A 21,579-nucleotide genomic window follows, 5' to 3' on the forward strand; every position below is an offset into this window, starting at 1 on the left:
ACGCATGCTTGCTCTGGCGAGCCGCCGCGTGCACCGATGTCTGCGCCATCAGTCCACGCGACCGAGCAAAAGGTACTCCATGAGTGCCTTTTGCACATGCATGCGGTTCTCTGCCTCGTCCCAGACCACGGATTGGGGGCCGTCGATGACTTCGGCCTCCACTTCCTCGCCGCGGTGAGCGGGCAGGCAGTGCATGAACAAGGCGTCGGCCTTGGCAGATGCCATCATCTCGGCATCCACGCACCAGTCGGCAAAAGCCTTCTTGCGCGCTTCGTTCTCGGCCTCGTAGCCCATGCTGGTCCACACATCGGTGGTGACCAGATCGGCGCCCTTGCAGGCTTCGAGGGGGTCCTTGAACACCTTGTAGCAGCCGGGGTTGACGGGCTTGCCGTTGAAGGCCAGCTGTTCGTCCACCTCGTAGCCGCCGGGCGTGCTGACATGGACCGTGAAGCCCAGCAGATCGGCGGCCTGCAGCCAGGTGTTGGCCATGTTGTTGCCGTCGCCCACCCAGGCGACGACCTTGCCCTTGATCGAGCCGCGGTGCTCGATGAAGGTGAAGATGTCGGCCAGGATCTGGCAGGGGTGGAACTCGTTGGTCAGGCCGTTGATGACGGGCACGCGCGAGAACTCGGCAAAGCGCTCGATCTTGTCCTGACCGAAGGTGCGGATCATGACCAGGTCGGTCATGCGGCTGATGACGCGAGCGCTGTCCTCGATGGGCTCGGAGCGACCCAGCTGGCTGTCGCCGGTGGTCAGATGCACCACGGAGCCGCCGAGCTGGTACATGCCGGCCTCGAAGCTCACACGCGTGCGCGTGCTGGCCTTCTCGAAGATCATGGCCATGGTGCGGTCGGTCAGCGTGTGGTGCTTTTCGTAGCCCTTGAATTTTTTCTTGATCAGGGCTGCACGTTCCAGCAGGTAGTCGTATTCGTCGGCGGTGAAGTCGCTAAATTGCAGGTAATGCTTCATGCAGTATTCCTTGAGGATCAGGCTGCCAGAATGGCTTGAACCAGGGGCTTGAGCCTGGCGACGATTTCATCGGCTTCGGGCTTGCTCAGGATCAGCGGCGGCACGAGGCGAATCACCGTGTCGGCGGTCACGCTCAGCAGCAGTCCGGCTTCGGCAGCTTGCGCAATCAGCTGGCCGCAGGGCTTGGTCAGCTCCACGCCAATCATCAGGCCCTGGCCGCGCACTTCGACAAAACCTTCGAGGCCGCCCAGTTCAGCCTGCAGTTTAGCTTTCAGATATTCGCCCACTTCCGTGGTATGGGACAGCAGCTCGTCCTCTTCCATGATGCGGATGGTTTCCACGCCGGCACGCATGGACAGCGGGTTGCCACCAAAGGTGGAGCCATGGTTGCCGGCCTTGAGCACTTCGGCAGCGGCCTTGTGCGCCACCACGGCACCCACGGGCACGCCAGAGCCCAGGCCCTTGGCCAGGGTCATCACATCGGGGGTGATACCGGCCCACTGGTGGGCAAACCATTTGCCGGTGCGGCCCATGCCGGCCTGCACCTCGTCCATCATCAGCAGCCAGCCATTGGCATCGCACAGCTCGCGCACCTTCTTGAGGTAGTCGGCACGCATGGGGTGCAGGCCGCCTTCGCCCTGGATGGGCTCCATCATGATGGCAACGATGTTGGGATTGCCTTCGGTCGCGTCGATCAGGGCTTCGTAGTCATTGGGGGGCACGCGCGTGAAGCCTGCGAGCAGATCGCCAAAGCCGTTACGTACCTTGGGGTTGGCCGTGGCGCTCATGGTGGCGATGGAGCGGCCGTGGAAAGCATGGTCATAGACCACGATCTCGGGTTTGGCAATGCCCTTGTCCACGCCGTACTTGCGGGCGATCTTGATGGCCGCCTCGTTGGCTTCCAGGCCGGTGTTGCAGAAGAACACATTGGTCATGCCCGAGCGCTCGGTCAGCAGCTTGGCCAGGGTTTCCTGGCCGGGCACATGGTAGTAGTTGGAGGTGTGGATCAGCTTGGTCAGCTGATCTTGCAGCGCGGGCACCAGCTTGGGGTGGTTGTGGCCCAGGGTGTTGACGGCGATGCCGCCCAGCGCGTCCAGATATTCCTTGCCGTTCACGTCCCAAACGCGGCAGCCCTGGCCGCGCTCCAGCGCGATGGGTACGCGGCCGTAAGTGGGCATAACGTGGGGCGAAGCTGCCTCGATGAAAGCGGTCATTGCAAGAATCTCCTGAGAAGGAAGGTCAACGGTGCACTGCGGCACCTGAAAAATGCGAGCTTTGATTCTAGAGTGCCCGGATAACCCCAACATTGCGGATTGCGCATCGCTGCCATGCAATCAACCTACGCCATTGTGGGGTTGACAGCATGGCTCTTATACAAGAGTTAGAATGCTCGTTTAGGCATGTTGGCGGGGATCCCGCCTGGTTGCCGGATCTTTTTGGCGAATATTTGATGGTTACCCCTTCCAGCAAAGAACTGTTCATCATGGGTATGACCCATGCCGGAAAAACCTTTCGACCCAGCGACTGGGCCGAGCGCTTGGCCGGGGTCATGAGTCAGTTTCGCCCTGGCGGTGCCTGCGCCGGAAGCCATCTGAGCTACTCTCCCTGGTGCGTGCCCACGGTGATGAACGGCACCAAATGCGTGGTCATCAACCGGGATCTGCGCGACTACGAACCCATGGCCTGGGACTTCTGCCTGAATTTCGCCAAGGACAACGATCTGCAAGTGGCCGAGGCCTGCCTGCTGCCTGACAAGCTGCCAGCCGGCAAGAAGTGATTTTTCAGGTGCCCAGAGGTGCCGCGCAAACGACAAAGGCTTCCACGGGAAGCTTTTTTTGTCTCTGCGTGCTGCAGGTCTAGCTCTGCGCTGTCGTGCTGTCCAGCAGCCGTGACCGGCGCCAGGAGCCCCAGTGGTAGTGGGCGACGGACAGCAGCATGGATGCCAGCGCGCTGAGCGGAAAGCTCCACCACAGCGCATCCTGCCCCCACAGCGGCTGCAGCCCCCAGGCCAGGGGCAGGCGCAGGCCCCACAGCGTCACGGTCAGAATGGCCAGAGGGGCCAGCACCGCGCCCGTGGAGCGCACCACGCCGGCCAGCACGCTGCTCACGCCCAGTAGCATGAACGAGCCCAGCACGATTCGATTGAGGTGGCGCGCGGGCTCCAGGGCCGTGCTGCCCTCGGGCAGGAACAGGGCCAGCACGCTGCGGTCGCAGGCCAGGATCAGGGTCACGCAGGCGCCGGTCAGCAACAGGTGGCAGGCCACGCCGGCACGCGCCGTGCGCGCCACACGCAGCCAGTGGCCGGCCCCCACGTTCTGGGCGGCGATGGTGGTGCAGGCGGAGGCCACGGCAATGGCCGGCATCTGCACATAGGCCCACAGTTGCAGGGCCGCGCCGTAGGCGGCTGAAACCTGGGCGCCATGGGTGTTGATCAGGGCCAGCATCAGCACCAGGGAGAGCGAGACCACCAGCATCTGCAGACCCATGGGCAGGCCCTTGGTGACGAGGCAGCGCACCAGCGCCGGCTCGGGCCGTAGATGGCGGCGCTGGCACCAGCCTATCCATAGCGGCAGGCGCTGCCAGCGTATCCAGGCCAGCAGGCCTGCAAGGCCCAGGCTGTTGGCCACCAGGGTGGCCAGCGCCGAGCCTGCCATGCCAAGGCCTGGCAGGGGGGCGGCGCCGAAGATGAACAAGGGGTTGAGCAGGGCATCGCCCAGTGCCACGGCCAACAGGGCCACGAAAGGCGTGCGGCTGTCGCCCGTGCCGCGCAGCACGGCGGCCACGAAGATCAGCAGCAGCATGGGTGGCAGCGCGAGAAAGAGCACCCTCAGATAGTCAACGGCCAGCGCGGCGGTGGCGGGCGCTGCGCCCATGGCGCCCAGCAAGGGGGCGGCCAGCGGCCAGCCCACAGCGACCATCAGCAGGGACATGCCCAGGAACAGGCTGGCGCTGCTGCCCGTGATGCGCCGCGCCAGAGCCCAGCGGCCCGCGCCCACGGCCTGGGCTACCAGCAGATTGGCGGCCTGGCTGATGCCGAAGACCAGGGCAATCAGCGCAAACAGCAGATTGTTGGCGTGCACGGCCGCAGACAGTGCGCTCTCGCCCAGATGGCGTCCGATCCAGAAGGCATTGACCGAGGTGTTGAGCGACTGCAGCACATAGCCGCCCCACAGAGGCAGGGAAAAACGCAGCAGGGCGCGGCCTATCGGTGCATGGGTCAGGGGCAGGTGCATGGAGGAAAACAAGGCCCGAAGACCCCGGGCAGCGAGCGCTGCAAGAAAAAGCCCCGCGCGGCACAGGCCGGCGGGGCGGGCACCGGCGCGCCGGTGCGGGGAGAGCTGGGCTTAGAGGGCCTGCATTTCCTTGTTCAGCTGGGTGGGGTTGTGGGGAGCTGCGGCAGGCGCGGGAGCCGCTTCGGCCTTCTTGCCCAGATTGGCAGGGACATCCACATAGGGCAGCTTCAGGGCCGAGCTGGTCATGCGGCGGATCTCGTTGGTATAGGCAGCATCCTCGTTGATCTTGCGGCCGTAGGAGGGCACGATCTGCTGGATGTGGGCCTTCCACTCGGTGCTGGCCATCTGCTCGGGGAAGGACTTCTTGAGCAGGTTCAGCATGATGTGGGGAGCGGTCGAGGCACCGGGCGAGGCACCCAGCAAGGCGGCGATGCTGCCGTCTTCCGAGCCCACGATTTCGGTGCCGAACTGCAGCACGGCACCTTTTTCAGGGTCGCGCTTGATGATCTGCACACGCTGGCCGGCGGTGACCAGCTTCCAGTCCTCGCGCTTGGCTTCGGGGAAGTACTGGGCCAGCACGGCCTGACGGTCGGCGTCGGTCAGCTCGGCCTGCTGCATCAGGTACTGGACCAGGTCCAGGTTGTGGATGCCCACGCGCAGCATGCCCATCAGGTTGTCATGGGTGACCGAGGAGAACAGGTCCCACCAGGAGCCGTTCTTGAGGAACTTGGTGGTGGCCAGAGCAAAGGGGCCGAACAGCACCACGGGCTTGCCGTCGAGCTGGCGGGCGTCCAGATGGGGCACGGACATGGGGGGCGAGCCGGTGGAGGCAATGCCGTAGGCCTTGACGTCGTGGCGCTTGGCCAGCTCGGGGTTCTCGATGGCCAGGAACTGGCCGCCCACGGGGAAGCCGGCGTAGTTCTTGGATTCGGGGATGCCCGAGGCCTGCAGCAGCTTGAGTGCGGCACCGCCGGCACCGACGAAGACGAACTTGGCCTTGACGGTCTTTTCCTGGCCGCCCTTGGCCAGATCGGCCACGGTCACGTTCCAGGTCTTGTCGGCGTTCTGGCGCAGGGCCGTGACTTCGCTTTGCAGGTGCAGCTGGAAGTTGGGGCTCTTCTGCAGCGAGGCCATCAGCTGCTCGGTCCAGACGCCATGGTTCACGTCGGTGCCCAGGGGCATGTAGGTGGCGGCGATCTTCTGGGCCGGGTCACGGCCTTCGATCATCAGCGGGGCCCACTTCTTGATCTGTGCCTGGTCTTCGGAGTACTCCATGCCGTAGAACAGGGGGTTCTGGACCAGGGCCTGCTGGCGCTTCTTGAGGAAGGCGATGTTGTCGTCACCCCAGACGAAGCTCATATGGGGCGTGGCGTTCACGAAAGTCTCGGGCGACTGCAGGTGGCCGCGGCCGACCTGGTGGGCCCAGAACTGGCGCGTCACCTCGAACTGCTCGGCAATACCCACGGCACGCTTGGTTTCCACGCTGCCATCGGGCAGCTGGGGCGTGTAGTTGAGTTCGGCAAAGCCCGAGTGGCCGGTGCCGGCGTTGTTCCAGCCGTTGGAGCTTTCCAGGGCCACGCCGTCCAGGCGTTCGAAGACCTCGATCTTCCAGTCGGGCTGCAGCTCCTGCAGGTAGGTGGCCAGCGTCGTGCTCATCACACCGGCGCCTACCATCACTACATCGACGGGCTGCTCGTTCTCGGCCTTGGGCACGGATCGAGGAAATATTGGCCAAAATAAAAATAACAGCGCGGCCAGGACCAGGGCCGCGACGGCTCCCAGTCCTGCTTTGATCGACTTTTTCATGACTTTTTCTAGACTTGACTATCAAAAAAGCCTGCGGGCAGGCAGCAGGCTTTTTGCGAAGATACGGGGCAAGTCCTATAAAAGACATGAGACTCCCCGACTTGGGGATTGTCCTAGGGAAGTCAAAATCTGACGCTAATCAATTCGTATTAGGGTGCTTTGTGATAGAGGGGGTGCGGTTTGCGCATGCGCTGATGAGGCAGGCAACTGTCGAGCGCGGACAACAAAAAAACCGCCCTAGGGCGGTTTTGATGTTTTTGCTGACAGCGCACCCGTTACAAACGGCAGATGACCGAAGTCATCCGTGCTTGAGGGAGGCTGGTATTAAGCAGCCAGAGCCAGGGTCTTGACCTTGGCGGACAGGCGGCTCTTGTCACGAGCTGCCTTGTTCTTGTGGAAGATGCCCTTGTCAGCGATCGCGTCGATCACGGACTGAGCCTTGGCAAACAGTTCAGCTGCCTTGGTCTTGTCGCCGGCCACAACAGCCTTCTCGACATTCTTGACAGCAGTACGGTACTTGGAACGCAGCGAAGTGTTCGCAGCGTTCAGCTTGACGTTCTGGCGGGCGCGCTTGCGGCCAGAAGCCAGGCGGGGGTTCTTTTTGGCTTTAGTTGCCATGATTTATTTCCTTGTGTGTCTGAGGATGATGTCAGCAAAACCGTGGATTGTATCACCCCCTGTGCAGCTTTGCTGCTTCCCCCAAGGGGGGACGACAGCTGCGCTGCGAGGCGGCTCTTGCTCGCTGTCCTGGTGTGAGGGTGTGCCTGGTCGAAGAGTGTGGTTTGCTACAGAGTGCAAGGCACCGCGATCTGGGCAAGCAGCGGCTGGCCTGAACGCATACACTTCGCTGCGTGTCACTGTTCAAAGCCGCCTCCACCGTATCTCTTCTGACGCTGGCCTCCCGTGTTTCGGGGCTGGTACGCGATCTGCTCATGGCCTCCATGTTCGGCGCCAATGCGCTGACCGATGCCTTCAATGTCGCCTTCAGAATTCCCAATCTCTTTCGCCGTCTGTTTGCCGAAGGGGCTTTCAGTCAGGCCTTTGTGCCGGTGCTGGCCGCCAGCAAGACCCGGGATGGTGAGGAGGCCACGCGACATTTGATAGGCCATGTCGCGACCATGCTGTTCTGGGCTTTGCTGGTGGTCTGCGTGCTGGGCGTGATCGGCGCTCCGCTGCTGGTCTGGCTGCTGGCCAGCGGCATGCGCCAGTCGCCCGACGGCTATCACGCCGCCGTGGTGATGACGCGCTGGATGTTCCCCTATATCGGCTTCATGTCGCTGGTGGCTCTGTCGGCAGGCATTCTCAATACCTGGAAGAAGTTCGCTGTGTCGGCAGCCACGCCCGTGCTGCTCAATCTCAGCATGATCGTGGCCGCTTTGCTGGGAGCGCCCTGGTTCGAGAAGCAGGGCATAGAACCTATCTATGCCATGGCCGGCGGCGTGATGCTGGGCGGCGTGCTGCAGCTGGCGGTGCAGATTCCTGCGCTGCGCTCCATGGGGCTGATGCCGCGCATCGGCTTCTCGCCCGCAGCCATTCGCGCAGCCTGGGACGAGGCAGGCGTGCGCCGTATCCTGGCGCTGATGGGGCCGGCGCTGCTGGGGGTTGGCGTGGCCCAGGTCTCATTGATGATCAACACCCAGATCGCCTCCTATATGGCGCCCGGCAGCGTGACCTGGCTGTTCTATGCCGACCGTCTGATGGAGTTTCCCACGGCCTTGCTGGGCGTGGCCCTGGGGGTGGTGCTGACGCCGCAGCTGGCGTCCGCCAAGGCGGCCGGGGATGGCGAGCGCTACTCCAATATGCTGGACTGGGGGCTGCGACTGGTGGTGCTGCTGGCCGTGCCCTGCGCCGTGGGACTGCTGACTTTTGCCACGCCGCTGGTGGCCACGCTGTTCCATCGCGGTGCCTTGCACGACAGCGATGTGGGACAGATTGCCCTGGCACTGATGGGCTATGGCGCCGGCCTGCTGGGTCTGGTGGCCATCAAGGTGCTGGCGCCCGGCTACTACGCCAGCCAGGACATCCGCACACCCGTGAAGATCGCGATCGTGGTGCTGGTCATTACGCAACTGCTCAATCTGGTGCTGGTGCCCTGGCTCAAGCACACGGGGCTGGCCTTGTCCATCGGTCTGGCTGCGCTGGTCAATGCGACCTGGCTGCTCATCGGCCTGCTGCGTCGCGGCACCTACAAGCCCGGACCGGGGTGGCTGAAGTTCATCCTGCAGGTGATCGCGGCCAGCGCCTTGCTGGCGGTGCTGCTGCTCTGGGGCAGTCAGCACTTCGACTGGGTGGGCCTGCGCAGCAATGGCCTGCTGCGTGCAGCGCTGCTGGCCGCCATGATGGCCGGGGCCGCTGCGCTCTACTTCGGCGCGCTGAAGCTGTCAGGCCTGAATCTGCGTCAGTTGCTGCGCCGTTAAAGCCTGGGCTGCTCATGGAAAAGTGAGCGGACAGCGCAGGTTTTACAGGCGTATCAAGGGGATTTCGCTTGCATGACCTGCCAAGGCGGCTTACAAATCAGCCTATGAGCTGGACGATAGACGAGTACCCCACGGCCCTGCAGTATTTTGCGTCCCTGGTGCAGAGTGATGAAAACTTTGCCTTGATGGAAGCCGCCATCAGCATTGCTCAGGATGCCGAGCCTGATCTTGACCTGCAAGCCGTGCTGGCCGAGCTGGACAGGCTGCAAGTGCGCCTGGTGCAGCGTCTGGCAGGCGAGGAGGACGGTTTGCGCAAGCTCGGTGCGCTCAACAAGTTCTTCTATGGCGAACTGGGCTTTGCCGGCAACCTCAACAACTATTACGACCCCGCCAACAGCTATATCCACCATGTGCTGCAGACAAGACGCGGCATTCCCATCAGCGTGGCGCTGATCTGGCTGGAGCTGGCTGCCGGCATCGGTTTGACGGTGGAGGGCATCGGCTTTCCAGGACATTTTCTGGTCAAGGTCATGCTGCCTCAGGGGCAGGTGGTGCAGGACCCGTTGACAGGCGACTCCTACTCCGCCAGCGCCTTGGCAGAGCGCCTGCAGCCGTTTCTCGATCAGGCCGGCATCACGCCCGACGATGCACCGCCGCTGGGGCTGTATCTGCAGGCCGCTCATCCGCGCGATGTCGTGGCGCGCATGCTGCGCAATCTGCAGGAGATTCATCAGGTCCAGAAAGACTGGCCCATGCTGGTGGCCGTGCTCAATCGCCTGATCTTGCTGCAGCCCGGTCGCGAGGAGCTGTTCCGGGACCGCGGTATGGCGTATGCCCAATGGGGAGTGATTGAAAGAGCGCTATTGGACTTGGAGCGTTATGCGCCCGCTGCGCAAGGGCAGGAGGTCGATTACATCGTCAAGACCATCGCCAGGCTGCGCCGCACGGGCTGAACGCCTTGGTGGCAAGCAGCCTGCCTACACCAGCTGTGCGGCTTCCAGCTCTTTCTTGAGATAGGCGTAGAACAGCGGCGCCGCCACCAGACCTGCGGGGCCGAAGACGGACTCGGCCACAAACATCACGGCCAGCAGCTCCCACACGCCCATATGCGTGCGTGTGCCCACGACCTTGGCGTTGATCACGTATTCGGCCTTGTGGATCAGGATCAGAAAGCCCAGGCAGGCGGCGGCGGCCACGGGCGACACCGACAGGCCGACCAGCGTCAGCACGGCGTTGCACAGCAGGTTGCCGACGATGGGGATCAGTCCGGCGATGAAAGTCAGCGTGATCAGCGCGGGGGTGTAGGGCAGCTGCAGCTTCCAGATCGGCAATATGGCCAGCAGGAAGATGGACGTCAGCAAGGTGTTGAAGGCAGCGATCCAGAACTGGGCCGCCACGATCTGCTTGAAGGCCAGGGCAAAGTGCCCGATGCGCTGCTGCAGTGCCTGCACCAGGGGCGGGTGGCGCGTGGCGATGGGGCGCACGGCGGCCAGAGCGCCGATGATCAGGCCCACATAGGCATAGAGCAGGCCGGTAAGCCAGGCGCGGCCCGCAGTGGCCAGCACGCCGGCCTTGGCGGCCAGATAGCCGGCCAGCTTGCTTTGAATTTCCTGGGCGCCGTCAGGCAGCTGATCGGCAATGTCCGAAGGCAGTTTTTCTCGCAGCTCCAGCACCGTGGCCGCAAGATAGTCCAGCAGTTCCTTGTACTGGGCAGGGGCTTCGGTGATATAGGTCCGGGTCTGGGAGAGGGCACCGCTGAGCAGGGCCAGTGGCGCCAGAATCACGATGGTGGTGGCCACCACCTGGGCCCAGTGTGGCAGCCGGTTGCTGGCAAAGGCGCGAGGATTGGCGCGTGACAGCAGGCGCGACAGCGAGCGGGTAAGCATGAAGCCTACGCACACACACAGCAGGCCGGGGAGTATTCCCTGATGCATGACGAGCAGCAATGCTGCTCCCATCAATATGTAACTGGCCAATATGACCTTGGGCGAAGGGCCCGGTTGCGTAGTGATGGGGGCGGGCAAATGCTGCGTCATTCAGGCTCGGAGTAGAGGGGCTGTGATGAAGATTTGCTTAGCGAACTTCAACGGGCTTGCCGGAGCCGATTTCCGTGATGGCTCCAATGCTGTAGACCTTCTCACCCAGCTCGGCCAGCGTGGCTGCCGTGTCTTGTGCGTCTTCAGCGGCCACCACAACCACCATGCCGATACCGTTGTTGAACGTGCGGTTCATCTCGATGTCGTCAATGCCGGCGGTCTTTTGCAGCCAGGCGAACAGCTCGGTCTGAGGCCAGCTGCCAGCCTTGAGATGGGCTGCGGTGCCTTCTGGCAGCACGCGGGGAATGTTCTCCAGCAGGCCGCCGCCGGTGATGTGGGCCAGGGCCTTGATGGGGTGCTTGTCCAGCGCTGCCAGCACGTTCTTCACATACAGACGGGTGGGCTCCATGATGGCGGCCTTGAAGGGCTTGCCGTCCAGAGTTTCGGGCACGGTGCCTTGGGCTTCTGCGCGCTCGATGCATTTGCGCACCAGCGAGAAACCGTTGGAGTGCACGCCGTGCGAGGCCAGACCCAGCACCACATCGCCGGGCTTGACGTTCTGGCCGCTGAGGATCTTGGACTTTTCGACGGCACCGACGGCAAAGCCGGCCAGATCGTATTCGCCATCGGGGTACATGCCGGGCATTTCAGCGGTTTCACCGCCGATCAGCGCGCAGCCGGACAGCTCGCAACCCTTGGCAATACCGCCCACCACGGCAGCAGCGGTGTCCACATGCAGCTTGCCGCAGGCGAAATAGTCGAGGAAGAACAGGGGCTCGGCACCCTGCACCAGCACATCGTTCACGCTCATGGCCACCAGGTCGATGCCCACGGTGTCGTGCATATTCCACTCGAAGGCCAGCTTGAGCTTGGTGCCCACGCCATCGGTGCCGGACACCAGCACGGGTTCCTTGTAGCGCTTGGGCACTTCGAACAGGGCGCCGAAGCCGCCGATGCCGGCCATCACGCCTTCGCGCATGGTTTTCTTGGCCAGGGGCTTGATGCGTTCGACCAGGGCGTCGCCTGCGTCGATGTCAACACCGGCGTCTTTGTAGGAAATGGGGGTAGAGGAAGATGCGGAAGAGCTCATCGATGGATCCGGTGCGGGGGCGCCCAGCTGGGCGGAAACCCCGGGATTCTACGGCGCTTGCCCATTCAGCGGGGGCGCCCGGACATGCGTCAAAGGGTTTTGCTGGAGCATTCATGGCCTGACTACAACAACGGCAGTAGGCAAAATCAGCCCGAAGCCGCTCGGGGGCTGCGAGTGCAGACTAAAATTGGGGCTTTTGTTACCGAGTGATCACGCTAGGGCATATTGCAGGGCCTGATCTGAATGCGCGTCCGGGCCTTTGTTTCTTCCACCATTGATGCTGATGAATCTCCTGCCAGATTTCGCCGCATGGGCTTTTGAGTGCCCAGGAAAGGGGGCGCTGCGCGTATGTCGCAGATGAAGCAACTGGCTCTGGATATCAGCATGGCGCCCGGCCCGACGCTCGCGCGTTTCTTTGTCGGCCCCAATGCTGCGTTGATCGATCACCTGCGTCACTGGGTGGGCGATGGCCAGTTACAGCAGTCGCGCACGCCAGTGCCTACTTATCTCTGGGGCGAGGCAGGGTCCGGCAAGAGTCATTTGCTCAAGGCGGTACGTGAAGCTTTGCGCGAGCAAGGAGCCATGGTGGGCTGGATGGATGCATCCACTCCGTTCCCGCCCGAGTTCGACGAGCGCTGGGCCGCCGTGCTGATGGACGACGTGGACATCTACACCCCGTTCCAGCAGGCGCGTGCCTTCAACTGGTTTGTCAACGCCACCAGTCCAGCCACCGGCCTGCCGCGCTGGGTGCTGGCGGCGGGCCAGTTGCCGGTGGCCGATCTCAAGATGCGCGAGGACCTGCGCACCCGTCTTGGCTGGGGTCATGTCTATCAGCTGCATCTGCTCGACGAGTCGGCACGGCGTGCCGTGCTGCGTCAGGAAGCCGATGCACGTGGCGTGTTCCTGAGCGACGAAGTGATGGATTACATGCTCAGGCGCTTTTCGCGTGACCTGGGCTCGCTGATGCAGCTGCTGGACATGCTGGACGGTTTTGCCCTGCGCAACAAGCGCGCCATCACCATCCCGCTGCTCAAGACCATGCTGGAAACCGAGTGAGGCCTTTGCTCACGCTCCCCGCTTTGGCCATGCCACAGCACTTTTTGTTGGATTTGCATGTCGACTTCTGAATTGGCTATCAAGCCCAGGCTGGCCCTGTTTGACCTGGACCATACGCTGCTGCCGCTGGACTCCGACCATGGCTGGGGCGAGTTCTCCATTGCCATCGGCTGGTGCGACCGCGAGGAGTTCGGGCGCCAGAACGATGCCTTTTTTGACGACTATCTGGCCGGTCGTCTCAACATCCCCGACTATGTGCGCTTTGCCACGGCTGCCGTGGTGCAGCGTGGCGAGGCTGAAGCCACGGCCGCGCATCAGCGCTTCATGGACGAGGTGATTCGCCCTGCAATGAAGCCTGCCGCTCTGGCCTTGGTGCAGCAGCACCTGGATGCGGGAGACACCGTGGTCATCACCTCTGCCACCAACGAGTTTGTGACGCGCCCCATCGCCCAGGCCTTCGGCGTGCAGCATCTGCTGGCAACCGAGTTGGTGCGTGATGGCAGCGGCTGGTTCACGGGCGAGATTGACGGTATTCCCAATATGCGCGAAGGCAAGGTCGTGCGCATGACCGAATGGCTGACCCAGCGCGGATTGCGCTGGGAGGACGTCGAGGCGACCTTCTACAGCGACTCCATGAACGATGTGCCCCTGCTTGAAAAAGTGGATCACCCAGTGGCCACCAACCCCGATGCGCGCTTGCGTGCCCTGGCCGAGGAACGCGGCTGGCGCATCGTGGACCTATTTAGCGAAGCACCATGATCAAGACCATTATTGACAAGCTGCTGGGCAAGGCGCCCGCAGCCCCCCGCTCGCGCAAGCCCAAGTTCGGCAAGCGTGAGGAAGTGCCGGTTCAGGTGCATGGCATAGACCCGAATCTGGTTGACCGACGCGCCATCGACGTGGTGCAGACCCTCAAGAGCTCGGGCTACGAGGCCTATATCGTCGGCGGCGCCGTGCGCGACCTGCTGCTGGGCCTGCGTCCCAAGGACTTCGACGTGGCCACCGATGCCACGCCCGAGCAGGTCAAGAACCTGTTTCGCCGCGCCTTCATCATCGGCAAGCGTTTTCGCATCGTGCACGTGGTCTACGGCCGTGGCCGGGAAAACGAAGTCATCGAGGTCTCCACCTTCCGCGCCTTTCTGGACAACAGCGCGGCCGAGCAGGTCAGCGGCAACGAACGCACCAGCAAGAATCAGCTGGCAGGGCTGAAACATGCCGTGGATGCCAGCGGCCGCGTGCTGCGCGACAACGTCTGGGGCCCGCAGGATCAGGACGCCACACGCCGCGACTTCACCATCAACGCCATGTACTACGACCCCGAGACACAGATCGTGGTCGACTATCACGGCGGCATAGCGGACGCCAAGAAGAAGGTGCTGCGCATGATCGGCGATCCGGCCACGCGCTACCGCGAAGACCCGGTGCGCATCATTCGTGCCGTGCGCTTTGCCGCCAAGCTCAGTGGCAAGGGCTTCAAGCTCGAAGCCAAGACGGCCAAACCCCTGGTCGAGTGCGAGCCGCTGCTGCAGGAAGTGCCGCAAAGCCGCTTGTTCGACGAAATGCTCAAACTGCTGCAGACCGGTCATGCGCTGGCCTCGGTGGCTCAGCTCAAGGAGCTGGGTCTGTCGCGCGGCATCTATCCGCTGCTGGACGTGGTGATGGAGCGCGCCGACCATCCCTTCGTGCAGGCCGCACTGATGGATACCGATCGCCGTGTGGCCGAAGGCAAGCCCGTGGCGCCCAGCTTCCTGCTGGCCTGCGTGCTTTGGCAGGATGTCAAGCAAGGCTGGGAAAAGCGTCTGGCCAAGAGCTATCACCCTTTCCCTGCGCTGCAGGAGTCGATCGACGAAGTGTTCGATCAGCGCATCGGCGATGTCTCGGGCCGGGGCAAGCTGGCTGCCGATATGCGCGAAATCTGGGTCATGCAGCCGCGCTTTGACAAGCGCACCGGAGCCACCCCGCACTCCATGGTGGCGCAGCCGCGCTTCCGTGCCGGTTTTGACTTCATGCGCCTGCGCGCCGATATCGGCGAGGTCGAGGAAAGTCTGGCCAGCTGGTGGCAGGAGTTCCAGCAGGCCGACGATGCCCAGCGCGACGACCTGATCGCCCAGGCCCGCGATGAACAGCGCGCCCGTCAGCGTGCCCAGCAGCAGACCGTGCCCAAGGTGCATCGCGTGGCCAAGAAAAAAGCCGAAGGCGAGCAGGACAATCCGCTGGATCTGGTGGCCGCAGAAGGCGATGCCGCTGCTCCCAAAAAGCGTCGCCGCCGTCGCCGCAAACCATCCGCAGGTGCTGCTCCTGTTGATGGTGGTAATGAATAGACCAGCCGTCCTGGCGGCCGACACGGTGGCAGTCGGTCTCGGGGCCAACCTCGGTGATGCACGCCAGACCCTGTCCTGGGCCGTGGCGGCGATGGCCGGGCTGGCCCGGACCGAGCTGCTGGCCGTGTCCTCGCTCTACAGCAGCCAACCCATTGATTCTTCCGGGCCTGACTATCTGAATGCGGTGGCGCTGCTGCGCACCGGACAGGAACCGCTGGATCTGCTGCACGCGCTTCAGGCGATCGAGCTGCAGGCCGGGCGTGAGCGTCCCTACCGCAATGCACCGCGTACGCTGGACCTGGATATCGAGCTATGGGGCGACCGTCAGTCGGACGATCCCGAGCTGATTCTTCCCCACCCGCGCATGTGGCAGCGAGCCTTTGTGCTGCTGCCGCTGGCCGAAATCGCGCCTGGCAGCGTGAGTGCCGATCAACTGCAGGCCGTGGCAGACCAGGGCATAGAGCGCAGTCTGGCTCAGGGTTGGTGGACAGCGCAGTCAGCGTAGTTCTGAGTGGAGAGCTTGTCGCGCTTGCCTGGCAGGCGATAGAGACTGAAATCACCTATAAAAAGCCCCGGGGCCGCAAGGCTGCCGGGGCTTTTTCAATCAGCGTCGGGGCCTGTCAGTCGACCTTGGCGCCGGAGGCCTTGACGATGGGCTGGTATTTGGCGCGCTCGGCGGCCATGAACTTGTCGAATTCGGCGGGCGTGGAGCCCACGGGTTCGGCCATCAGGGCGTTGAAGCGGGTCTTGGTTTCCGGCGCTTGCAGGGCATCATTGAAGGCCTTGCTCAGCTTGTCCAGCACGGGCTTTGGGGTGCTGGCCGGGGCTACCAGTCCCCACCAGGTGTCGATGGCAAAACCGGGGTAGCTCTTGGACAGCGCGGGCACGCCGGGCAGCAGCGGCGAGGCATTGAGCGAAGTCACCGCCAGAGCCACGAGCTTGCCGCTCTTGATATTGGGCGCGGCCGCAGCCAGGTTGTCGATATTGAAGTCCACCTCGCCAGACAGCAAGGCCAACTGGGCGGGGTTGGCGCCACGGTAGGGCACGTGCAGTGCAAAGATGCCGGCCTTTTGCTTGAGCATCTCGCCTGCCAGATGGCCTGCGGAGCCATTGCCGCCGCTGCCGTAGTTGAGCTTGCCGGGATGGCTCTTGGCGTAGGCGATCAGATCGGCCACGCTATGGATCTTGAGCTGCTCGGCCTTGGCGGCATTCATCACCAGCACATTGGGCACGCGCACCATCTGGGTGATGCCCGCAAAGTCCTTGCCTGCGTCATAGGGCATCTTGGTGTAGAGCCAGGGGTTGACGGCATGGGTGGCCGTGGCGGCCAGGCCGATGGTCAGGCCGTCGGGCTGGGCCTTGGCAATGGCGTCGGCTCCGATATTGCCACCGGCACCCGCCTTGTTGTCGATGATGACGACGCCCAGGGAATCGCGCACCCGCTCTGCCAGTGCGCGCGAGGTGATGTCCAGCGGACCACCGGGCGCATAGGGCACGATCAGACGGATGGGTTCTTGGGCCTGAGAGAGGGGCGAGGCCAAGGCAGCAACGGCCGCCATGACCGAGAGAAGGCTGTTTCTACGGTTCATAGAGCGCTATTGTGCAAAAAATTGCAGCAGCTCTGAAACTGGTGGTTACTTGTGCAAGAAAACTGCGCGTAAACCCTGATGCATCATGGAATGCATCGGGGTTTGCGCAAAACAGCGTTCTTACTTGTCCGCTTCGGAGGTGAAGGCGTCGGCGTAGAACTCTTCGGCAGGCAGCGCGCGTTCGCTGGTATAAGCGGCGCGGGCCGAATCCACGACGATGGGGGCACCGCAGGCATAGACCTGGTAGCCGGACAGATCGGCAAAGTCGTCCAGCACGGCCTGGTGGACAAAGCCGGTGCGGCCCGTCCAGGCATCTTCGGGCAGGGCGTCGGAGATCACGGGGACATACTTGAATTGGGGCATGGCGGCCGTGTGCTCGGCAATCCAGCTGGCGTCATACAGGTCGGCGGGACGGCGGCCACCCCAGTACAGTGTGACGGGGCGGTTGATGCCCTTGTGGCGCATATGCTCGATCAGTGCCTTGATGGGGGCAAAGCCCGTGCCCGAGGCCAGCAAGATGATGGGCTTGTCCGAGTCCTCGCGCAGGAAGAAGCTGCCGAACGGGCCCTCCACACGCAGGATTTCTTTTTCCTTCATGCCGCCGAAGACATGATCGGTGAACTTGCCGCCTTCCATGTGACGGATATGCAGCTCGATGCCGGGCGCCGTCTCCTGCACATGGGGCGCGGTGGCCATGGAGTAGGCTCGGCGGGCACCGTCGCGCAGGATGAACTCCACATACTGGCCGGCGTGGTAGCGGAACTTCTCGCTGGCCGGCAGCTGCAGGCGCACCTGCATCACGTCATGCGATTTCTTCTCGAGAGCGGCCACGCGCACGGGCATCTTCTTGATGGGAAAGGAGCTGGCGTCCGTGACCTGGCGCGACTCCAGCACCACATCGCTGTGGGGCGTGGCGCAGCAGGTCAGCACATAGCCGCCGGCTTCCTCTTCGGCTGTCAGAGCCTTGTCCGAGTGCGTGCCGTGGCTGACTTCGCCGCTGAGCTTCTTGCACTTGCAGGAGCCGCAAGCACCGTCCTTGCAGCCATACGGGAGGCCGACGCCGGTGCGAATGGCTGCGGCCAGAATGGTTTCAGCGCCCTGAGTGGCAAAAGCACGTCCGCTGGGCTGGACGGTAATTTCAAACGAAGCGTGGGCAATCTCGGTCATGACGTTTTGGTTATCCTTGAAGGCGTATCCGGCAGCCTTTTGTCCACGTTGCAGCAGTTGCCGCAACGGCGCTGGCTCCTTAGAACTTGTACGCAGCAGGTCCCGATTTTGCCTTCAAACCAAAGCCCATTGGGCGCGCTGCCAGCGCGCTTTCGTCGTGAACGTTTATTGATCGTCGGCTACGGCGATGTGGGTCAGCGCGTGGCCCGATTGCTGGTCGCTTCAGGCCGTGGCAGGCACGGCATTCAGGTGCTGGCCCTGAGCCGCAGCTCAGCTCGGTTCGAGCAACTGCATGCCCAGGCCGTGAAGCCCTTGTGGGGGGATCTGGATGAGCCTGCCAGCCTGCGCAGGCTGGCAGGTATTGCGACGCGGGTGCTGCATCTGGCGCCGCCTGCGACACCGACCGTCGGGGATGTCAACAGTTGGCAGGACACCCGCAGCACGGCGCTGATGCGGGCACTGCGCCTGCGCAGTCTGGCGCGCAGCCTGGTCTATGCATCGACCTCGGGCGTTTATGGCGACTGCGAGGGGCAGTGGGTGAGCGAGACCCGGTCCGTCGCGCCGACGACCGCCAGAGCTCAGCGCCGTGTGAATGCCGAGCTCGCCGTGCGCTTTGCTGGTCGCTTGGGTCTGCGGGCCAGCATCTTGCGCATTCCCGGCATCTACGCCCCGGATCGTGAGGGCGGTACGCCCCGCGCCCGGCTGCAGCGAGGCACCGCCGTGCTGCAGGCCGGCGACGACGTCTATACCAACCATATTCATGCCGACGATCTGGCACGTGCCTGCCTGCTTGCGCTGTGGCGCGGCAAGCCGCAGCGCATCTATCACGCCAGCGACGACACGCAGCTGAAGATGGGGGATTACTTCGATCTGGCGGCCGATCTCTACGGCCTGGCCCGGCCGCCGCGCATTTCGCGCGAGCAGGCGCAGACAGAACTGCCGACGAGTCTGCTGAGTTTCATGAGCGAGTCGCGGCGGCTGTCGAATCAGCGGCTCAAGCGTGAGTTGCGACTCAGGCTGCGCTATCCCACGGTGACCGAGGGCCTGCAAAGCTAGGCAGAGCCAAGAGCACGAGCTTCAAACATGGGCTCGGCCAAGCAAGGGGTGACCAAGCAAGCGCCGCCTCGCGGCGAAGCTGTCCTCCCCTGGAGGAAGGCGCAAAGCGCTTCAGGGGGATTACGGTATCGGATGAACGCCGCCGCGGTTGTCATAGCAGCGGAAGACATTGCAGTTGACGATCTTGGCGGGCGGCTGCGATGGCGTGGGACGTGCCGGCGGGTAGCGGTTGGGAGGATGGCCATAGCCCCACTGCGGGCGGTTGATGGCATTGGGATGCAGGGCCCGGCTTTGCTGCAACTGTTGGTAGGCGGCAGCGCCCAGGCAGCTCATCTCCATCTGGGCCTGGGCCGCCTGGCTGCGCTCACCCCAGGTGGCTGGGTCGGGGCTGGCTTCGGCCAGGATGGCGTTGTAGCGCTCGCGGGCCTGGCGGCAGGCGGGCGTGTTTTCCAGATTGACTCCGGCCCGGGCCCGGGCTCTCTCGGCGGCCTCGCGTTCCTTGCGCTCCTGCTCTTCACGCTGGCGGCGCTGGGCATCGTCGCGCTCCATCTGAGCCTTGCTGCGCTCCCGCGCCTGGCTGGCATTGGCACGCTCGGCCGCAATTTCCTCGGCGCTCTTTGCCGCCTGAATCTGCGTGCTCATTTCGCCCGAAATGCAGCGGCCATTGGTATAGGTCACCTCGCCGGTCTTGGCATCGACACAGCGCATGACCTGAGCCTGGGCCGTGCCTGCGATCAGCACCCAGCCCACGAGCAAGCCCAGCGGCAGCCTGCGCATGGTGACGGCGGGAGATAGGGGCTCTGGCATGACCGCTCCTTCAAAGGCGTTTGAGTGCCTGCAAATTATGAAGTGGCGGCAGGAAAAGTAGAAGCGGTGCCGCGCCGCAGCGTCCGGTCAGCGCCAGTCACCGCCAGTCACCGCCAGTCACCGCGAAGAGGAAAGCGCTGTTGCTGGCCTTCGCGCTGGCGCTGATCATGCTCACGTTCGCGGTCTTGCTGTTGGCGGTCTGGTGGTTGGCGGTCGCGGGACTGTTGCTGGCGATCACGTTCGGCCTGCATGCGCTCACGCTCGCGTTGCTGCGACTGCTGCTGTTGTTCACGCTCCTGCTGGCGGCGCATCTGGTCCTGATCACGACGATTCTGGGATTGCTGGCGATCCCATTCGCGGCGTTGCTGATCCTGCATGCGCTGCTGCTCGCGCTGTTGCTGATCGCGGTCGCGCTCCATCTGGCGTTGCCATTGTTCGCGATCGCGCATGTTCTGGGCGCGATCACGTTCCAGTTCGCGCTGGCGTTCCCACTGACGGCGCTCACGCTCGCGCCAGGCCCAGTCATTGCGCTCCTGACCCTGATAGACCGGGTAGGCGGGATAAGCGGGCTGCGGGCTGTAAATGGTGGTGGAGCCATAGCTGCCACCGTAACCACCGCCATAGCCGGATTCGAACTCGCCGGGAACCGCGCAGGCAGTGCACAGCACCGCCAACCCCCCCATGCTGGCCAAGCGTATGGAGGTGGACATCAAGGCCTGCAAGATTGGTTTCATGGCTTGTCTGGTGAAGTGTGGGTGGGCGCAATGCCTTGTGCTCTTAACGTTTGGCGGCTGCTCCGGGTTGACCTCATTGGGCTGTCTGCTCATTCAATGAGAGCTACTTGCGATTGGCTGCTGAGCGATCAAGGCAGTTTTTATTGAATTTTCAGGTTGACGCCCAGGTTGACGCCATGGTGACCCTTTTGCCTGGAGCGCTGCCAAAGCGTCGCTAGAATGACCTCGTCTTGCGGTGCCTCCAGGTTCACCGTAAAGCAGCGTTCTCAGGGCGGGGTGCAATTCCCCACCGGCGGTATCTGCGGCAATGCCTTGCATTGACTGCAGCAGCCCGCGAGCGCCTGCAGTCTCGCCAGAGACTGCAGGGTCAGCAGATCTGGTGAGATGCCAGAGCCGACGGTCATAGTCCGGATGAAAGAGATCGCGCAGCATCGGTCCGTGATGCAGCTGTCGCTGCCGCATGGGCAGGTGTTCATGCGCACGCCCTGATTCATTGGAATTTTCTGGAAATACCACCATGAATCAGACCCCTATCTCCATGAACTTCGCCACTCACGCGACTTCCGAAGGCACGCCCTGGAAGGCCGTGGCCGGCCGCAGCCGCATTGCAATCATCAGCGCCAGCTGGCACACCGAAGTGGTCTACCAGGCCCGCGATGCTGCCCAGGCCGAACTCCAGGCGCAGGGCATGCAAGCCGCCAACATCACGCATTTCAGCGTACCCGGTGCCTTTGAAATCCCGCTGCTGGCCAAGAAGCTGGCGCAAAGCGGCCGTTTCGACGCCGTGATCGCCACGGCGCTGATCGTCAACGGCGGCATCTATCGCCATGAATTCGTGACCACGGCCGTGATCGACGGCCTGATGCGCGTGCAGATGGATACCGAAGTACCCGTGTTCTCCGCCGTGCTGACACCGCGCGACTTCCACGAGCATGGCGATCATGTGGAGTTCTTCCGCCAGCACTTTGTGAAGAAGGGCGTGGAAGTGGCCCATGCCTGCCTGAGCACGCTGGACCAGCATGCCAAGGTGGATGCATTCTTGCATGCCAAGGCAGCCTGAGCGGAATGTGTTGATGCAAGAACGCCCCAGTCTGGGGCGTTTTTTTGGGGCCCTGCTGCCATTTCGCGAGCGAGGGCTTGCGGCGGGTTTTTCCATCACAGCCCGGCGCGCTTGCCGATCCCTGAAAACACTGATTGTTGTGCCGGTGTAGCACTCGCTGCACCTATGTGATTGCCTCATTGCCAATTGCCTGTCGCGAGGCATAAGGTTGCGTCTTGTCTCAACCGAGTGGAGTGCG

General features: G+C 63.2%; 20 protein-coding genes and 1 riboswitch. Of the genes, 9 read left to right on the forward strand and 11 right to left on the reverse strand.

Annotated features, from left to right (window positions below; all coding sequences use genetic code 11):
• Positions 1-48 precede the first annotated feature (48 nt).
• Complete coding sequence (gene argF / locus QYQ99_RS19465) at positions 49-969, reverse strand: ornithine carbamoyltransferase (protein WP_302089607.1); 921 nt, start codon at positions 967-969, stop codon at positions 49-51.
• Positions 970-986: 17 nt separating this feature from the next.
• Entirely contained in the window at positions 987-2,183 is a 1,197-nt protein-coding gene (locus QYQ99_RS19470) for an aspartate aminotransferase family protein (protein WP_302089608.1), read from the reverse strand.
• Between the two features lie 236 nt (positions 2,184-2,419).
• Here QYQ99_RS19470 and QYQ99_RS19475 point away from each other — a divergent pair, with 236 nt between their 5' ends.
• The gene (locus QYQ99_RS19475) at positions 2,420-2,746 is read left to right on the forward strand and encodes a DUF3579 domain-containing protein (RefSeq protein WP_003052588.1); all 327 of its coding nucleotides are present in this window, start codon (positions 2,420-2,422) and stop codon (positions 2,744-2,746) included.
• A 79-nt stretch (positions 2,747-2,825) separates the two neighbouring features.
• Here QYQ99_RS19475 and QYQ99_RS19480 read toward each other — a convergent pair whose 3' ends face one another.
• From QYQ99_RS19480 to rpsT, 3 genes are all read right to left on the reverse strand, one after another.
• Positions 2,826-4,202: an MATE family efflux transporter gene (locus tag QYQ99_RS19480; RefSeq protein WP_302089609.1), complete on the reverse strand. Its 1,377-nt coding sequence runs from the start codon at positions 4,200-4,202 to the stop codon at positions 2,826-2,828.
• A gap of 111 nt (positions 4,203-4,313) precedes the next feature.
• A complete protein-coding gene (gene mqo / locus QYQ99_RS19485) occupies positions 4,314-6,008 on the reverse strand; it encodes a malate dehydrogenase (quinone) (protein WP_302089610.1) in 1,695 nt (564 codons plus the stop codon).
• 324 nt (positions 6,009-6,332) lie between these two features.
• Complete coding sequence (gene rpsT, locus QYQ99_RS19490; protein WP_003052598.1) at positions 6,333-6,626, reverse strand: 30S ribosomal protein S20; 294 nt, start codon at positions 6,624-6,626, stop codon at positions 6,333-6,335.
• A 233-nt stretch (positions 6,627-6,859) separates the two neighbouring features.
• Here rpsT and murJ point away from each other — a divergent pair, with 233 nt between their 5' ends.
• Both murJ and QYQ99_RS19500 read left to right on the forward strand, forming a co-directional pair.
• Complete coding sequence (gene murJ / locus QYQ99_RS19495) at positions 6,860-8,425, forward strand: murein biosynthesis integral membrane protein MurJ (RefSeq protein ID WP_302089611.1); 1,566 nt, start codon at positions 6,860-6,862, stop codon at positions 8,423-8,425.
• Between the two features lie 104 nt (positions 8,426-8,529).
• The gene (locus QYQ99_RS19500; RefSeq protein ID WP_302089612.1) at positions 8,530-9,378 is read left to right on the forward strand and encodes a SirB1 family protein; all 849 of its coding nucleotides are present in this window, start codon (positions 8,530-8,532) and stop codon (positions 9,376-9,378) included.
• A gap of 24 nt (positions 9,379-9,402) precedes the next feature.
• Here the strand turns inward: QYQ99_RS19500 and QYQ99_RS19505 are convergent, their stop codons facing one another.
• The gene (locus tag QYQ99_RS19505; RefSeq protein ID WP_302089613.1) at positions 9,403-10,461 is read right to left on the reverse strand and encodes an AI-2E family transporter; all 1,059 of its coding nucleotides are present in this window, start codon (positions 10,459-10,461) and stop codon (positions 9,403-9,405) included.
• Positions 10,462-10,498: 37 nt separating this feature from the next.
• Positions 10,499-11,551, reverse strand: coding sequence for a phosphoribosylformylglycinamidine cyclo-ligase (gene purM / locus QYQ99_RS19510; RefSeq protein ID WP_302089614.1), 1,053 nt, complete (start codon positions 11,549-11,551; stop codon positions 10,499-10,501).
• Between the two features lie 357 nt (positions 11,552-11,908).
• Here purM and hda point away from each other — a divergent pair, with 357 nt between their 5' ends.
• The 4 genes from hda to folK are packed head-to-tail and all read left to right on the forward strand — an operon-like array spanning position 11,909 to position 15,433.
• Positions 11,909-12,607, forward strand: coding sequence for a DnaA regulatory inactivator Hda (hda, locus tag QYQ99_RS19515; RefSeq protein ID WP_003070849.1), 699 nt, complete (start codon positions 11,909-11,911; stop codon positions 12,605-12,607).
• 57 nt (positions 12,608-12,664) lie between these two features.
• Positions 12,665-13,366, forward strand: a complete 702-nt coding sequence (locus tag QYQ99_RS19520) for an HAD family hydrolase (protein WP_302089615.1) — start codon at positions 12,665-12,667, stop codon at positions 13,364-13,366.
• The gene (gene pcnB / locus QYQ99_RS19525; RefSeq protein WP_302089616.1) at positions 13,363-14,928 is read left to right on the forward strand and encodes a polynucleotide adenylyltransferase PcnB; all 1,566 of its coding nucleotides are present in this window, start codon (positions 13,363-13,365) and stop codon (positions 14,926-14,928) included. Before QYQ99_RS19520 ends, pcnB begins: the two co-directional genes overlap by 4 nt.
• Entirely contained in the window at positions 14,921-15,433 is a 513-nt protein-coding gene (folK, locus tag QYQ99_RS19530; RefSeq protein ID WP_302089617.1) for a 2-amino-4-hydroxy-6-hydroxymethyldihydropteridine diphosphokinase, read from the forward strand. The genes pcnB and folK overlap by 8 nt, the downstream gene beginning before the upstream one ends.
• Positions 15,434-15,548: 115 nt before the next feature.
• Here the strand turns inward: folK and QYQ99_RS19535 are convergent, their stop codons facing one another.
• Entirely contained in the window at positions 15,549-16,517 is a 969-nt protein-coding gene (locus tag QYQ99_RS19535; RefSeq protein WP_302089618.1) for a Bug family tripartite tricarboxylate transporter substrate binding protein, read from the reverse strand.
• A gap of 120 nt (positions 16,518-16,637) precedes the next feature.
• Positions 16,638-17,684, reverse strand: coding sequence for a CDP-6-deoxy-delta-3,4-glucoseen reductase (locus tag QYQ99_RS19540; protein WP_302089619.1), 1,047 nt, complete (start codon positions 17,682-17,684; stop codon positions 16,638-16,640).
• A 108-nt stretch (positions 17,685-17,792) separates the two neighbouring features.
• On the opposite strand from QYQ99_RS19540, the gene QYQ99_RS19545 reads away from it, so the two are divergent.
• Positions 17,793-18,740, forward strand: a complete 948-nt coding sequence (locus tag QYQ99_RS19545) for an SDR family oxidoreductase (protein WP_302089620.1) — start codon at positions 17,793-17,795, stop codon at positions 18,738-18,740.
• 120 nt (positions 18,741-18,860) lie between these two features.
• On the opposite strand, the gene QYQ99_RS19550 is transcribed toward QYQ99_RS19545, so the two are convergent.
• Both QYQ99_RS19550 and QYQ99_RS19555 read right to left on the reverse strand, forming a co-directional pair.
• On the reverse strand, positions 18,861-19,547 hold the full coding sequence (locus QYQ99_RS19550; protein ID WP_302089621.1) for a DUF4124 domain-containing protein: 687 nt from the start codon (positions 19,545-19,547) through the stop codon (positions 18,861-18,863).
• A 107-nt stretch (positions 19,548-19,654) separates the two neighbouring features.
• Entirely contained in the window at positions 19,655-20,281 is a 627-nt protein-coding gene (locus QYQ99_RS19555) for a hypothetical protein (protein ID WP_302089622.1), read from the reverse strand.
• A gap of 258 nt (positions 20,282-20,539) precedes the next feature.
• Positions 20,540-20,708: riboswitch (FMN riboswitch) on the forward strand.
• 90 nt (positions 20,709-20,798) lie between these two features.
• Between QYQ99_RS19555 and QYQ99_RS19560 the strand changes: the two genes are divergently transcribed.
• The gene (locus QYQ99_RS19560) at positions 20,799-21,341 is read left to right on the forward strand and encodes a 6,7-dimethyl-8-ribityllumazine synthase (RefSeq protein WP_302089623.1); all 543 of its coding nucleotides are present in this window, start codon (positions 20,799-20,801) and stop codon (positions 21,339-21,341) included.
• Positions 21,342-21,579: the final 238 nt, after the last annotated feature.

It is taken from the genome of Comamonas testosteroni (assembly GCF_030505195.1).
Lineage (GTDB): Bacteria > Pseudomonadota > Gammaproteobacteria > Burkholderiales > Burkholderiaceae_C > Comamonas > Comamonas testosteroni_G.